The sequence below is a fragment of the Natrinema salaciae genome (assembly GCF_900110865.1).
GTDB lineage: Archaea > Halobacteriota > Halobacteria > Halobacteriales > Natrialbaceae > Natrinema > Natrinema salaciae.
In genome coordinates this window covers 111,936-125,128 of record NZ_FOFD01000001.1, presented here as the reverse complement: position 1 = coordinate 125,128, position 13,193 = coordinate 111,936, and the positions used below count along the sequence as shown (strand labels likewise).

16 protein-coding genes are annotated in these 13,193 nt (G+C 60.7%); 8 read left to right on the top strand and 8 right to left on the bottom strand.

The annotated features are described in order from the left end of the window. Window positions 1-5: 5 nt before the first annotated feature. On the bottom strand, window positions 6-236 hold the full coding sequence (locus tag BMX07_RS00670) for a hypothetical protein (protein WP_090611916.1): 231 nt from the start codon (window positions 234-236) through the stop codon (window positions 6-8). A 759-nt stretch (window positions 237-995) separates the two neighbouring features. Next, the gene (locus tag BMX07_RS00665) at window positions 996-1,736 is read right to left on the bottom strand and encodes a TlpA family protein disulfide reductase (protein ID WP_175480006.1); all 741 of its coding nucleotides are present in this window, start codon (window positions 1,734-1,736) and stop codon (window positions 996-998) included. Window positions 1,737-1,867: 131 nt separating this feature from the next. On the opposite strand from BMX07_RS00665, the gene BMX07_RS00660 reads away from it, so the two are divergent. From BMX07_RS00660 to BMX07_RS00650, 3 genes are all read left to right on the top strand, one after another. Next, on the top strand, window positions 1,868-2,521 hold the full coding sequence (locus BMX07_RS00660; protein ID WP_090611908.1) for a helix-turn-helix domain-containing protein: 654 nt from the start codon (window positions 1,868-1,870) through the stop codon (window positions 2,519-2,521). Between the two features lie 375 nt (window positions 2,522-2,896). Further along, complete coding sequence (locus BMX07_RS00655) at window positions 2,897-3,229, top strand: hypothetical protein (RefSeq protein WP_090611903.1); 333 nt, start codon at window positions 2,897-2,899, stop codon at window positions 3,227-3,229. Window positions 3,230-3,303: 74 nt separating this feature from the next. Next, a complete protein-coding gene (locus BMX07_RS00650; protein ID WP_090611899.1) occupies window positions 3,304-3,975 on the top strand; it encodes a thermonuclease family protein in 672 nt (223 codons plus the stop codon). A gap of 806 nt (window positions 3,976-4,781) precedes the next feature. On the opposite strand, the gene BMX07_RS00645 is transcribed toward BMX07_RS00650, so the two are convergent. The 4 genes from BMX07_RS00645 to BMX07_RS00630 form a co-directional block, all read right to left on the bottom strand. Further along, the gene (locus BMX07_RS00645) at window positions 4,782-5,321 is read right to left on the bottom strand and encodes a PIN domain-containing protein (RefSeq protein ID WP_090611893.1); all 540 of its coding nucleotides are present in this window, start codon (window positions 5,319-5,321) and stop codon (window positions 4,782-4,784) included. Then, window positions 5,322-5,642: a hypothetical protein gene (locus BMX07_RS00640; RefSeq protein WP_175480005.1), complete on the bottom strand. Its 321-nt coding sequence runs from the start codon at window positions 5,640-5,642 to the stop codon at window positions 5,322-5,324. Window positions 5,643-5,820: 178 nt separating this feature from the next. Next, the gene (locus BMX07_RS00635; protein WP_090611890.1) at window positions 5,821-6,156 is read right to left on the bottom strand and encodes a chorismate mutase; all 336 of its coding nucleotides are present in this window, start codon (window positions 6,154-6,156) and stop codon (window positions 5,821-5,823) included. After that, window positions 6,153-7,025, bottom strand: a complete 873-nt coding sequence (locus tag BMX07_RS00630) for a shikimate kinase (RefSeq protein WP_090611886.1) — start codon at window positions 7,023-7,025, stop codon at window positions 6,153-6,155. Before BMX07_RS00630 ends, BMX07_RS00635 begins: the two co-directional genes overlap by 4 nt. 144 nt (window positions 7,026-7,169) lie before the next feature. Here BMX07_RS00630 and BMX07_RS00625 point away from each other — a divergent pair, with 144 nt between their 5' ends. Together BMX07_RS00625 and BMX07_RS00620 are read left to right on the top strand one after the other, a co-directional pair. Beyond that, on the top strand, window positions 7,170-7,601 hold the full coding sequence (locus tag BMX07_RS00625; protein ID WP_090611883.1) for a DUF5796 family protein: 432 nt from the start codon (window positions 7,170-7,172) through the stop codon (window positions 7,599-7,601). Continuing rightward, the gene (locus BMX07_RS00620; RefSeq protein WP_090611880.1) at window positions 7,601-7,846 is read left to right on the top strand and encodes a DUF7508 domain-containing protein; all 246 of its coding nucleotides are present in this window, start codon (window positions 7,601-7,603) and stop codon (window positions 7,844-7,846) included. The genes BMX07_RS00625 and BMX07_RS00620 overlap by 1 nt, the downstream gene beginning before the upstream one ends. Before the next feature lies 1 nt (window position 7,847). Here the strand turns inward: BMX07_RS00620 and BMX07_RS25370 are convergent, their stop codons facing one another. Both BMX07_RS25370 and BMX07_RS00615 read right to left on the bottom strand, forming a co-directional pair. Next, a complete protein-coding gene (locus BMX07_RS25370; protein ID WP_281246909.1) occupies window positions 7,848-7,982 on the bottom strand; it encodes a DUF7128 family protein in 135 nt (44 codons plus the stop codon). An 86-nt stretch (window positions 7,983-8,068) separates the two neighbouring features. Next, window positions 8,069-8,971 (bottom strand): ribonucleotide-diphosphate reductase subunit beta, encoded by a 903-nt coding sequence (locus tag BMX07_RS00615; RefSeq protein WP_090611876.1) that lies wholly within the window; start codon window positions 8,969-8,971, stop codon window positions 8,069-8,071. An 87-nt stretch (window positions 8,972-9,058) separates the two neighbouring features. On the opposite strand from BMX07_RS00615, the gene BMX07_RS00610 reads away from it, so the two are divergent. The 3 genes from BMX07_RS00610 (at window position 9,059) to BMX07_RS23465 (ending at window position 13,189) form a co-directional block, all read left to right on the top strand. Then, on the top strand, window positions 9,059-9,691 hold the full coding sequence (locus BMX07_RS00610; protein WP_090611873.1) for a helix-turn-helix domain-containing protein: 633 nt from the start codon (window positions 9,059-9,061) through the stop codon (window positions 9,689-9,691). Between the two features lie 95 nt (window positions 9,692-9,786). Further along, window positions 9,787-12,015, top strand: a complete 2,229-nt coding sequence (locus tag BMX07_RS00605) for an AAA family ATPase (RefSeq protein WP_090611869.1) — start codon at window positions 9,787-9,789, stop codon at window positions 12,013-12,015. Between the two features lie 760 nt (window positions 12,016-12,775). Next, on the top strand, window positions 12,776-13,189 hold the full coding sequence (locus tag BMX07_RS23465) for a hypothetical protein (RefSeq protein ID WP_217643667.1): 414 nt from the start codon (window positions 12,776-12,778) through the stop codon (window positions 13,187-13,189). The last annotated feature ends 4 nt before the right edge of the window (window positions 13,190-13,193 follow it).

Sequence of the window (13,193 nt, the reverse complement as noted above, 5' to 3'; positions counted from 1 at the left end):
CGGGACTACTTCGACTCCTCTTCGACGCGATCGCGTGCGCTCTCGTTGATCTTGTCGGCTATTTCCGCGACGTCGCTCTCGGTGAGTTCGCTTCCGGACGTGAGTTCGTCCATCACGTCCAGCGTCTCGATCTTCTCCCGAATAGCCTGGCGGGTGACTTCGCTCCAGTTGATCTCCGGATGTTGCTCCATTCGGTCTTTGAGGTCGTCATCGACATTGACAGTGATACTGGGCATACAGAAAGCTATGCATACACAGAATCTTGTGTCTTTGGGTGAGAACACAGCAGTAGGAACTGACCGCTAGCTTCGCGGTGTTTCTCTCATCGAGACTGAGCGTAGTATTCGGGCGGTGTTGTTGGAACGTGTTCGACGTGGACGGGTTTCCAGTCTTCTGGCTGCTCATCGACTCCGACCGAACGCGAAGAATCCCTCAGAAACGAACTTTGAATTTCTACTTGGGAGATGGAGCAACTAATACGTGTGTTTTGGGCCTCACCTGCTCTCCCGCTGCTCAACTTCGTTCAGGTAGATGAAATCCATGATCGGTTCTCCTGAAAATAGGGAGTATCTCGAATTCAAGAGTGCCGTTATCGATGGGTACAGTCATTGAAACGCATTCACTTATAAATACGCGATGATGGTGATATGGAAGGAGTCCAGCGAGGCCCGCTCAAACGAACCAAATCGTTCTGTACAGCCAGGATTTTGGCATGGGTGTACTGTGAGAGTCGAGTGTAGATGGAGAGGCTGGCAAAGAAGTGCGACACGACAACCCCCAGCGACTGTTAACGACTCGGGAGGGGTCTGTGACGTTCCCGCAACTGCTCCTTGACTTGCTTCTCGCAATACGTTCCCCCGACACCGACGACATCCACACCTCCCCATCACCACACTCAATAAATTCACCCCCGGTTTCCGCTCCGCCATCTCCCCTTTCCAGCGACACCCCCACGATCGCTGCGTGTCCTCCTCACTCTCTCGCTCGTCCATACCCTATCTTTTCGACTGCTTACTTCTGAACTCTTTTTTCAGATGCATCAGTGCGAGTGCCGGCGCATTCCTGATGAAATCCCAAACAGCCCGTGGGCCTGCATTGGCTAGCACTCTCGTGGCCCCTTTCTTCTGTGTGAAGAATACCGGGCTGCCCCGGTAGATATCGCGTTCGTAGATTCTATTCTCGTCCCTATTTTTGAGTACCTCCGTCACTGTCCGTACGTCGTTCCAGTCGCCTCGCATCACGACCACGCCATCGGGGTTCACGATGTGTACCGAGTTCGGCATCCCCCCGTATTTCCTGTGGGCGGTTCCTTCAACGTCGTCCACGAGGACGGTGCGCTCAACGTCGTACTCGGCTGCAAACGTCCGTGCTCGTTCGAGTTTGGCTTCCAACGAGTCGTGAGCCTCAAAGTGTTCTCCTGGATGAGCCTCCCTCGTATACAGCAGGATGAACACCACGTCTTCGAACTGCTTCTGGAGTTCGTCCATCACGTGGACTTTCGAATCCGTGATGGGACACGTGATGCTGCCGGTCTCCAGGACGACCCAACTCCCCCTGAAATCCGAAAATTCGACCGTCTCTCCTTCCAGCGTTACAGCTTCGAAATTGGGGGCGTCGTCGCCCGGCTCGGGCCCATCGAAGCTTCTGAAGTCGTAGTATTCCGGGCTAAAATTCCTGTAGTTATACGATTGATTCGTCGGTTCGTCTCCCGTCGGACCTGTTCGTGACTCAGCCATGGTTCTACCAGTGAGTAGGGTGACGAGACAGGTCTGGAGACTGCCTAGCATTATCGGTAGTATATAAGTCAAAGCGGAGCGAACTACGGGCAATGAATCCAGAGAGCATCGAGACGGAGGTCGACTAGCGCATGCGGGCTGTCACCTTCACGCTCGACCAACCAGAGAGTTCACACATCGCATACAGAATGTTCGGTGCGGACTCGGAATTCGAAAGAGAGCAAATCTACCATCTCAACGTCCTCGCGGATGAAACCGTCATCCTGCTTGGTCGGCTCCGAGGTGACCTCGACGAAGCGAGACGATTGCTGGGTGACCACACGGACGTACTCGGGTACAGTATCTCCAGCGAGGAGCCACAGAACGGGCTCGTGTATATACACGCTCGGCCACCGCCTGCCATGAAGCGGTTCTTAGAGCTCCCCCGAATCCACGAGGTGTTCTTCAATTTCCCGATCGGGAGTACCAGCGACGGACGGCTCAGCGTGGAGATGCTTGGCGAGACGAACGATGTGTTACGAGAGGCGCTTGCTGACGTGCCGCCGCAACTCGACGTGACTATCGAGCGTATCGGCCCGTATCCGGACGCAGGAGGACACATCGTAGCCCTGTTGACCGACCGCCAACGAGAGGTGCTGGATGTCGCTCTGTCCCTCGGATACTACGACGTTCCACGGCAGGCGACCCATAGTGATATCGCGGAACGACTGGACTGTTCTGTTGCCACCGTGGGTGAGCATCTCCAGAAAATCGAATCCCGCGTATTCAAGCATATCCGTCCCTGATCCGATTCGATGGACACACCCTCTGTATGCAGCACGAGACTCCTGTCAGCTGAAGGATTCACGGACGTTGATTTTCGTGATGCCTCGATCTCCGCCACGTGGGCTCTCTTTGATTCAGTGACCCCGGACGGCTATGGAGCCGTGTCATCTGTCACCGATTGAGGAACGAAAGAGCAACTGCCGGAAGAAGAATCAGACACCCGATCGACAATAGAAGGTCTGAAACAGTCGAATTCGGCCACCTGCTTTCACGTTGCTCAACTTTGTTCAGTTCGATAACTCACGTTACACGGTCTTGTGTACTTTTCCGCTTTCTCTGTAGACCTACCCAACTTCGCCCCAGGCGTTATCGTTCAACTCCTCGAACAATCAGCCATGACCCTTGACCCGTCGGGAACCGCGGGCCACGTCTCAGACCATATCAGCAGTGACCACATCGTTGACGACCGACCCGTCGACCTCATCCACGTCGTGGTCTATTGCGTGCCGTCTGATGACGACAACCTGGACCTCAACGAGGGCGACCGGGCTCATGATGTGGTTCTCCGAGAGCCAGAGAACGAAGAGGGTGACCGGCCGGTCGTCGAGTCATGGGTCTCGTTCCCGAACGGAGAGGAAGCGTGCGTACAAGCTCTCGACCTCTCAGAATCACACGATGCGCCGATTTGGGACGACATCATCCGTCTCTCTCCCGAATCCCGGAAATAAATATTATCGATGCGACACTCCGCACAATGTTTCGAAAAGATTATATAACAAATATAATACCTATTTGATAGGTCATGAGATTCGATAGACGAGATTACCTTTCGGTAGTCGGTTCGGCGACAAGTATCCTTGTTGCAGGATGTACGGGCGACAGTGAGCCCGATTCCGACACGGCCGACCCAGACACCGAGGACAGCGAAGATGCTGGAGAGACCAACACACAGAACGACGAGAATTCCTCCACCTCAACCGAAGACGAGCCAGAATCTGAGAGGATACCTGTCTACGTCTCCGATGTCCTCACTGGCGACACCTATGAGGTCGAGTACGAGGACGGCACGACCGAGACGGTTCGCCTCGCAGGTATCGACGCGCCTGCGGAAGAGAAGGACGAGGTTGACTACGAGGCGTTCGGGTACGAGTCCAACCAGACGGCACGCCTTGCTGACTTCGGCTACAAGGCGCGGCGCTTGGGTCAGGCGGAAATCTGGCGCGAGGATGTCGAGGTCGAAATCGACCCTACCACTCCTGAGACTGACGAGAACGGCAATCGACTCGTCTTCATCCACCACGAGTACGGGGGCGGACGGGGGCAAGATAGCGTCTGGAACATGAGTCAGAAACTCATCGGTCTCGGCCTCGCCCGTACCGTCGATGTGGAGTCGAAGTACCGCGACGAACTCGCTAACGCAGAGTCGAGTGCCATCGAGCGTGGCGAGGGGATGTGGGAGTACAGTAACGGGTAGTCGGTCTGGGTGCGACCTAGAGGATATTGCTCCATCCTCTCCGTCTCCGACATCTCGTTATAGTGCTCCTTCAAGACTTTTCAGGCTCCCGCCCCGACTGGCCCCCTCTCTACAGAAACTCTTGCACTATCACACGGGGCGTGATGGGCTGTTCGCGGTCGCACTATGCAGGCAACGCGCACAGTCCAGAACGCCCCGTGCCCCCTCAACCCAGAACGAATCCCCCGCCCTCACGAATCCGAGAGTTCATTGTAACCCAGACCGCCTTCGGTTGCCCACTCCCACTCTCCGGCATATCTAAACTCAGAAAGCCTGTCCTCCGACACTGTGAACGACTTGGACAGCATCAACCATGAACACGTGAAGTACATGAGAGGAGACGTGACGGACACATCGATTGGTCGGGCCCACGATGCGCTCGACCACTATGTCCACACCTACTACGAGGACGTGGAACAACTGTACCGAGAGAAGATGTACCCGTTGTACATCTGAAAACGGATAGTCTCCGCTGTCGTGCGGTTTCGGTTCTTTTGCAATAAATCCCTATTTAAATAGGGTGTTTTCGAAGATGTGTCTACTCCTGAAACTGGCCGCCGTCTGCTGATTCCTCCCTGTTACGTCGTTGAGACACCTTGTTCAAGTCGCTGAAGTCCATAATGGATTCTTGGGAAATAGTGTCCAACCACACGCCCAATACGATAGAAGTCAGGATACAGAGGGTGTATATCCGTGCCATATTTAAATGAGGTGCCCTGCTATACGGAGAGTCGGTCCGATCGGCTATCGCGTGTCTAACGAGTCGATCACTTCGGATCGGGTTGCTCGTTATCGCGTTGCTGTCGAAGCGTGGACTGCGCCCGCTCGACGTAGGTGTTTGACGACCAACTGCGAGCGTCACTCATCTCGGCCAAGAACTCGTCGGCAGCGTCAGGCGAGATCGCGTCGTTGCGAACCAGCGCGGTGAGGAGGATGGGCGTCGTGACGAGGCGGGTCTCGGCTAGCGAGGCGTGGACGAGCGCAAGTCGATTGAACTCGTCACAGAGCAGTTGCACGGCGTCGATATCGTTCGCCAGCGTGACCGCCGCGTTCTCGCCATCGTCCAGGGGGAACGTCTCGTCCAGTTCGACGGAACGAGTCTCGAACGTAGAGCTACGGTCGAGAACCGCCTGTGCCGCCTCACCGGATGCGTCGTCGTAGGATGCAGTCTCGGTGAGTTCGTCGATGACCTGCTCTGGGACGACCACGGTGTGTGAATCGAGGAGGAGGTCGAGTGGATTCGGTGAGCCCCCCGCCACCGTCCCGAGACTTACGAGAGCCGACGTGTCGGCGACTATCAGAACCATCTATGAGTCGGCCAGTTCCTCCGCGACCTCGTCCACGAATTCGTCGGTCAGTTGCTCCTTCAGCAGTCGGAAGTTGGCGGCTTCCTCGTGCCCGACGAGATCTTTCAGTTCCTCAAACGTGATGTCGTCGTCGTAAAAGGCCTCCGCGATCTCCTGTTTCACCTCGTCGGAGTGCGCGGCGTCCCGCAGGTAGTCCCGAAGCGCGGAGATGAGGATGTCCGTCCGATCCGTCTCGAACACCGCAGCGAGCGCGTCGGCTCGGTCTACCAGCCCCCTCGGTGCACGGAACTGGACGCGCTTCTTCTTTGACTCGGAACTCATGTGTGTACATTGTGAGTGCGGGGGCAAAACGATTTCCCTCTTGTCCCTACCACCTCCTTCGGAGCCACCGAAACCGGAGATGGTGTTTTTCACCGAGCCTGGATCGAAAGAGCAGCTATCGGAAGATTATTTTGAGGGCTAAACGGGGTCCATACGGCTTTTAATGCCGAATTTCGAGCTATCGGCTCTCCCGCTGTTCCACCTTGTTCAGTTCGATCAACAGCCGAAAGATCGCCTTCACGAGGTTTGCGTCGACGTCGAACTGTTCGGCGTTGTCGCCTGCCCGCTCCATGACCTGCTGTTCCTGCTTCTCGTCGGTCGTCGGGAGTCCCTGTTCGTCTTTGACCGCGGCGATCGTGTCCGCGACGTACGTCCGCTGGGCGATCAGTTCGACGATCTCCTGGTCGATGGTCCGGATCTCCTCGCGAAGCTCGTCGAGGTCCATCTCTTCGGGGGTGCGATCCTCCTCGTCGGTCCCGCCGTCCGTCGTCGCGTCAGTGTGGTCTCGAGTCATATCGTTCGTGTTCCGTCCGTTCGCGTCCGCAGTAGTCGTGTCGTTCCGTCCCGTTCGTCCCATCGGTCTCGGACCGCCTCGAGCGAGTTCCGATCGCCGACGGCGACGTAGCTCGGACCGGTGCCGGAGAGCGAGACGCCGGTGACGTCGGGCAGGGCCTCGATCATGGGGTCGGTCGAGAACCCGAGCGCGGCCGAGAAGGCGAAGCCGTTGACCGTCATGGCCTCGCCGTAGCGGCCATCGAGCGCGAGCTCTTCGACGAGGGCGGCCATCGGGGCGACGCGCTCGCAGGCCGAGACGTCGGCGTCGGCGCTGTATGCCTGTTCGGGCGGCGTGTAGACGGCCGCCTGCCAATCGATTTCGTCGCGGACGAGTAGCGCGTCGCTCGTGTTGTCGGTCACCGTCACGCCGCCGAGCATGCTCGCGCTGGCGTCGTCGAACGCGCCCGTGGCCGTCACGCCGGCGTCGCGGGCGGCCCGGACGCCGAGCCGGCAGGCCTCGATCCGCTCGACGGAATCGGCGACCTCGAGGGCGTCCAGCGTCGCGAGCACCGTGGCGTTGGCCGCGGCGCTGGAACTCTTCAGTCCAGCGGCCATCGGGACCTCGCTCTCGGTCTCGACGCGAGCGCCGACGGTCGACTCGTCCAGTCCTGCCCGTTCGGCGTACTCGGCGATCGTCATCGCGGTACAGCGCTCGATGAGCGTCGCGTCGGCCTCGGGCTGTCCGGCGATCTCGCCGACGACCGCGCCGTCGTCGGTGAGCTCGACCGTCGCCGTCGTCTCGAGATCGATCGCGAACGCCGATCCCGTCCCGGTCGCGAGCGCGTTGAGTACGGTCCCGGCTGCGGGAGCGACGGCACGGCCATCCATACTCGAACACTCTCAGAGGGTGTACTTACGGCTGACGGTCCGTGCAAGTCCTGGCCCCGTTTCCCCGGCGGTTCGAAGCTGGCACTCGACTGGACGAGCGGCAGAACGCACCCCTTTTCCCCGATCCGCCCGAATGGTCGATCGATGAGCGCGCGCAACAACGTCGCTCCGAGTACGATCGGCGTCGATCTCGTCGACGGCGGGGTGGTCGTCGAGTACCACGACGGCCGGGACGTGTTCTACCACGGTCCGCCGAAACCCGTCGAGGGGCCGCTGACCACGCCACCGGGGAAGGAAGTCCACGTCCTCGTCACCGACCCCGACGGCGTCGAGGGCGTCATGACGTACGTCAACGACCGGAACACCCACGACGACATCCTCGAGACGACCGGCGTCGGCCGCGTGATGCTCGAGCGCGACGACGAGGAGGAACTGTTTCCGGGCGTGACCGTCGCGACCGAGGCCTATTCGATCCGCGTCGAGGCCGATCTCTCGGTCGTCGACGGCCGGGTGTTCGTCTTCGCCGAGGACGAGCTCAGCGAACACGCCTACGAACTCGTCGAGAGCGCCGACTGATGCCGCTGCAGAAACCCTGGCGCGACCTCGAGCGTGAGACGGTCGCCGCCGCCCCGGATCGACCCGGCGTCTACGAACTCGGCGACGGCTCCGGAGCGGTGCTGGCGGTCGATCACGGCGTCCTCCGGGACGAACTCAAGACCGCGTTGGCCTACGGCGACGGCGACCGCGTCCGGTGGACGGAAACCCACACGCTCGAGGGAGCGCGCGACCTCGCCGCCGAGCACCGCGACCGGCTCGACTGAGCTACTGGATGTAGGTCGGGTCGGAGCCGTCGCACCGTTTCTCGTGTTCCGTCGCGTCCGACTTCTCGTCGAAGAGGAGCCCGCAGGTCTCGCACTCGTACCAGGTGACGTCGTCGCGTTCTGTCTGGACGACCATGGTTCCCGATGGAACACGAACGACAAAAGGCGTTTCTCCGGTCGCTGCAACGCGTATCGGCTCGTCGTACTCCCGGGAGCCGCTGATTACGCCTCGAGTTCGGTCAGCTCGTCGACGTCCGGGATCTCCTCGCTCGCACTGGTGATCTGTTGCATCCGCTGTTCGTGTTTCGTGTACGCGTAGTCGGCCAGATCGGACGGGCTCGGACCGGGGCCGCCCTCGGTACTGGCCCCCTCGTCGCTCGTCAGGCTCTCCTGGACGAGGGGAACGAGTTCGTCGATGGTTTCGCGGAGGAGGTCGGACTCGACCTGTCCCTCGCTCACGAGCGATTTGAGTTTCGCCATCCCGAAGCCGACGTGGCGTCCCTCGTCGCTGCGGATCAGCTTGAGCCCCTCGACCAGCCCCGGCAGGTCGGGCAGTTCGGGTTCGTTCTCACCGTACGCGAGGGTGAGCCCGTAGTAGCCGGTCTGGGCCAGAATTCCTTCGATCGTCAGGTGGTAGTGGCAGTGGGCCTTCGCGCGGTTCTCCGGCGTGTCCGCCTCGAGGAGTCGCGCCATCGCCCGCTCGTTGCGCTCGAAGAGCTCGTCGTAGGGCTCGCTGAACCACCGCTCGTCCGTCGGCGACGAGAGCTCCTGCCCGCGCCGTTTCTCTTCGGCGTGGATCACCTCTCGCCAGTAGCGATCGAAGAAGTCGGTGTGTTTCGACTCCTCGTAGAGCTGCGTCGTGATGAACATCTGATCGCCGATGTCCTCCAGCACGACCGCCAGCGGCGCGAGGTCCTCCGTCACCGACTCCTCGCCAGCGCCGAACAGCGCGAGCGACTGCTTGAGGCCCTCGAACGCCGGCTCCGGCAGTTCGGCGGCCCCCTCGAGGTCCGCCTCGAGATCGATCTCGTGCGGGTCCCAGTGTTTCTCGACTGCGTTTCGGTAGTAGTTGTGCGATCGAGTTCCCGTCTCGAGTTGCATCGCAGGGAGGCCGTCAGTGCTCATACTCACCCGAACGTACGCGTCGTCGGCCGATCAACCTGTATCTCATACATTAGGGAGTTTAAGTAGGATGCCGGTCGAAAGCGGTGTATGGGCCTCGTCGCAGAGTTTCAGCTCAACTCTCCCGACTTGCCGTTGACGGAGACGGTCGCGGCAGTGCCGGGGAGTACGCTCTACATCGAACGCATACTCGTCGTCGACCCGGATCGACCGATCGTTCTCTGTCGAGCGGTCGACGACGACGGCGCGCTTCCCGAGGCGCTCGCGGCCGATCCCACGGTCGAAACGTGCACGACGCTCACCGACGCGGACGGAGGCGCGCTGTATCGGATCAAGCTTCGGGATCCGCCGCTGCCGATCTACCGAAAGTACGTCGAACTCGGAACCACGCCGCTGGGCGGAATCGTGACCGTCGACGGCTGGTGGGGGCGAGCGCGATTTCCCGACAGGGAGGCGCTCGCGGAGTACCGGACGTTCTGTACGGACCGCGGCGGGACCTTCAAACTCGAGCGGCTCACTCGAGAACCGTCGACGGACGACCCACCGTTCGGCCTCACCCGCGAACAGTACGAGGCGCTGACCGCGGCCCACGAGGCGGGATACTTCGCGGTCCCCCGTGAGGCGTCGACCGAGGACGTCGGCGATCGCCTCGGAATTTCGGCACCGTCTGCCTCCGAACGGCTACGACGCGGGATCGATCGACTGCTCGAGAACGCGCTGTAGCCGACGCCGACCGATCGCGGCTCGGTCTCGGTCGCGATCGATTGCACCGTCCCGATGGGACAATTCTCAAGGCGACCGGCGCGAAAGGAACGCGTATGAGTTCGTCGGAATCGGACGGCGTGACGCTGTCTGTTCGCGCTGCGGAGAAAGGGGACGCCGGTCGGGGCGTCGCGCGAATTCCCGAGCCGGCGCGGCGAAAGCTCGGGGTTCTCAGCGGCGATACCGTCGTGATCGAGGGCGACGAGACGACGGTCGCCAAGATGTGGCCCGCGGATCAGTCGGTCCCGGAAACCGCCGTACAGATCGACGGTGACACCCGTGCGAACGCCGGCGTCCACGTCGGTGACTCGGTGTCGGTCCGGGCGAAAGACAAGTCGACCATCACCGACGCCGATCGGGTCACGCTGATCGCGCCGCCGGGGCTCCCCGACAAACAGCGCCGCGCCGCCGAACGCGAGGCGACGACGAACCTTCGCAATCGACCGGTGCGCGCCGGCGAACAGATCCGGATCGAGGGGATCGATCAGCAGCCGTTCCGGGTCACCGACACGGACCCCGCCGGCGACGTTCGGATCACGGCCGAGACGACGATCCGGATCGCCGCCGCCGACGCGGGACCGGGCGGCACCGCGACCGCGTCCGCCACCGGCGATCGAACCCGGGGCTCGAGCGACTCGCCGGGAGCCACGCCGAGTCACGAACCCGGCTCCGAGACGGAGGCGGACGAACCGGCAGCGAACTCCGGCGTCACGTACGAGGACATCGGCGGGCTCGACGAGGAACTCGAACTCGTCCGCGAGATGATCGAACTCCCCCTCTCGGAACCGGAGCTGTTCCGGCGACTCGGCGTCGAGCCGCCGTCGGGCGTCCTGCTGTACGGCCCGCCGGGCACCGGCAAGACGCTGATCGCCCGCGCCGTCGCCAACGAGGTCGACGCCCACTTCGAGACGATCTCGGGGCCGGAGATCATGTCGAAGTACAAAGGCGAGAGCGAGGAACGCCTCCGCGAGGTGTTCGAGACGGCCGAAGCGAACGCCCCGACGATCGTCTTCTTCGACGAGATCGACTCGATCGCCGGCACGCGCGACGACGAGGGGGACGCCGAAAACCGGATCGTCGGCCAACTGCTGACGCTGATGGACGGGCTCGACGCTCGTGGCGAGGTGATCGTCATCGGCGCGACGAACCGCGTCGATACGATCGATCCCGCGCTCCGGCGCGGCGGTCGCTTCGATCGCGAGATTCAGATCGGGGTCCCCGACGAGGAGGGTCGCCGGGAAATTCTCGAGGTCCACACCCGTGGGATGCCCCTCGCTGACAACGTCGACGTCGACGGGATCGCGCGACGGACCCACGGCTTCGTCGGGGCGGATCTGGACGCCGTCGCGAGCGAGGCCGCGATGGCCGCGATCCGCGATCGTCCGACCGACGCCGACGACCGGCGCGACTGGAACCGAAACCCGACGGTTCGGAAGACCCACTTCGACGCCGCGCTCGCGTCCATCGAACCGTCCGCCATGCGCGAGTACGTCGCCGAGTCGCCGACCACCGACTTCTCGGACGTCGGCGGCCTCGAGGCGGCGAAGCAGACGCTCCGCGAGTCCGTCGAGTGGCCGCTGACCTACGACCGGCTCTTCGAAGCGACGAACACCGATCCGCCCTCCGGCGTCCTGCTGTACGGCCCGCCCGGAACGGGCAAGACGTTGCTCGCTCGCGCACTGGCGGGCGAGACGGACGTCAACTTCGTCCGCGTCGATGGCCCCGAGATCGTCGACCGGTACGTCGGCGAGAGCGAAAAGGCGATCCGCGAGGTGTTCGAGCGTGCCCGGCAGTCGGCCCCGTCGATCGTCTTCTTCGACGAGATCGATGCGATCACGGCCGCCCGCGGCGAGGGCCACGAGGTCACCGAGCGCGTCGTCTCGCAGCTCCTGACCGAACTCGACGGCATGCGGGAGAACCCCAATCTCGTCGTACTGGCCGCGACCAACCGCAAGGACCAGATCGATCCCGCCTTGCTTCGGCCGGGCAGACTCGACACGCACGTCTTCGTCGGCGAACCCGATCTCGAGGCTCGAGAAAAGATCCTCGCGGTCCACACCGAGGGGAAACCCCTCGCCGACGACGTCGACGTCGCCGAACTCGCCGCCGAACTCGAGGGCTACACCGGGGCCGACCTCGAGGCGCTGGTCAGGAACGCCTCGATGCGGGCGATCCGTGAAGTCGCCGACGAGTACGACCCCGAGACGGCAAACGAGAAGGCGTCGGAGGTCCGGATCGAGCGGCGGCACCTCGAGGCCGCTCGCGAGGGGACCGACCGGCCCTAGAGTCGAGTCTCGGGCCGGCGATCCGAGGGCGGTTCGTCAGCGTCGGTCGCTCGGTCAATGCCGTCACGATCGTCCGCGTCCGGTTCCAACGAGCGCAGTTCGTCGCCGGTACCGAAGACCGAGAGTCGTCGGCCGCTCGGAGCGCGGAACGCAGCCGGAAGCCGTCGTCGGGACCTCGGTTCGAGCCGCGATTCGGTATCGTGTGTCGGGCTCGGTAACGAGTCAGTCGACGGCAACGGTCGCGATGTCGCCGTCGGTGGTCCATAGCCGCTCGGTCGCGACGAGGCGACCCGAGACTTCGGCGGTCGTCCAGATTTTGACGGGACCGTCCGCGCTAACGGCCGGTGCTGGCTCTCCCAATGCGAGCGACAGTGTGCCCGGTGGCGGATGATATGGACGAACGGTTCCGATGAGGCAAACAGCATCTCTAATCGTGACTGCCAAGTATGAATTTTAATAATTTAACCAAATATTGATATTTGTCAAGAATATAAATCGGTCCCGGCACGCAAAATGTTTATAATACCACACTAATAAGCCAAACAATAGGTTTAGTAATAAGGTGAAGATACGAAAATATGTTTGAAAAAGAATAATTGTGGTACAATGGATCGAATAGTTGTGTACCATGGTGAATAATTAACGCACTAAAATGAAATATACCCGAAGATCAGTTGTTAGCGCCTGTATTGTCGGATCGCTACCTATCCTCTCTGGCTGCCAGTCGTACGTCTGCTCTAATGATATACATTTAGTATATGTGACAATTGTTAATACGGATAAGGAAAAGATACATGTGAAAGTGACAGTTCGTGCAGATGAGCGGGAGCCTGTGACTGAAATAGTAACGCTCGGATCAAGTGAACGGGAATGGGAGAAGGAATCTAATCCACTTCCACCATACCAGGAATATCTGTCCGGAGATTGGGTAGAGGAAGCAAATATGTATGAAGTATCTGCAGAAATCAACGGGATAGATAGAAGATTCTCTACTAATATAGACGAAACGAAAGAGAGTGATTACATCGGACTCCATGGGCACATTCACCCCAAAGGAGGTTCACTAATGTGGTCTATTGAATATATTGACCCAGAAGAGGTGAGTGAATATCGCAAGAAAGTCAACAGGTTCACCAATTCCTCTGTTGCTCAGAACACTACTACTAATCCCTGAATGT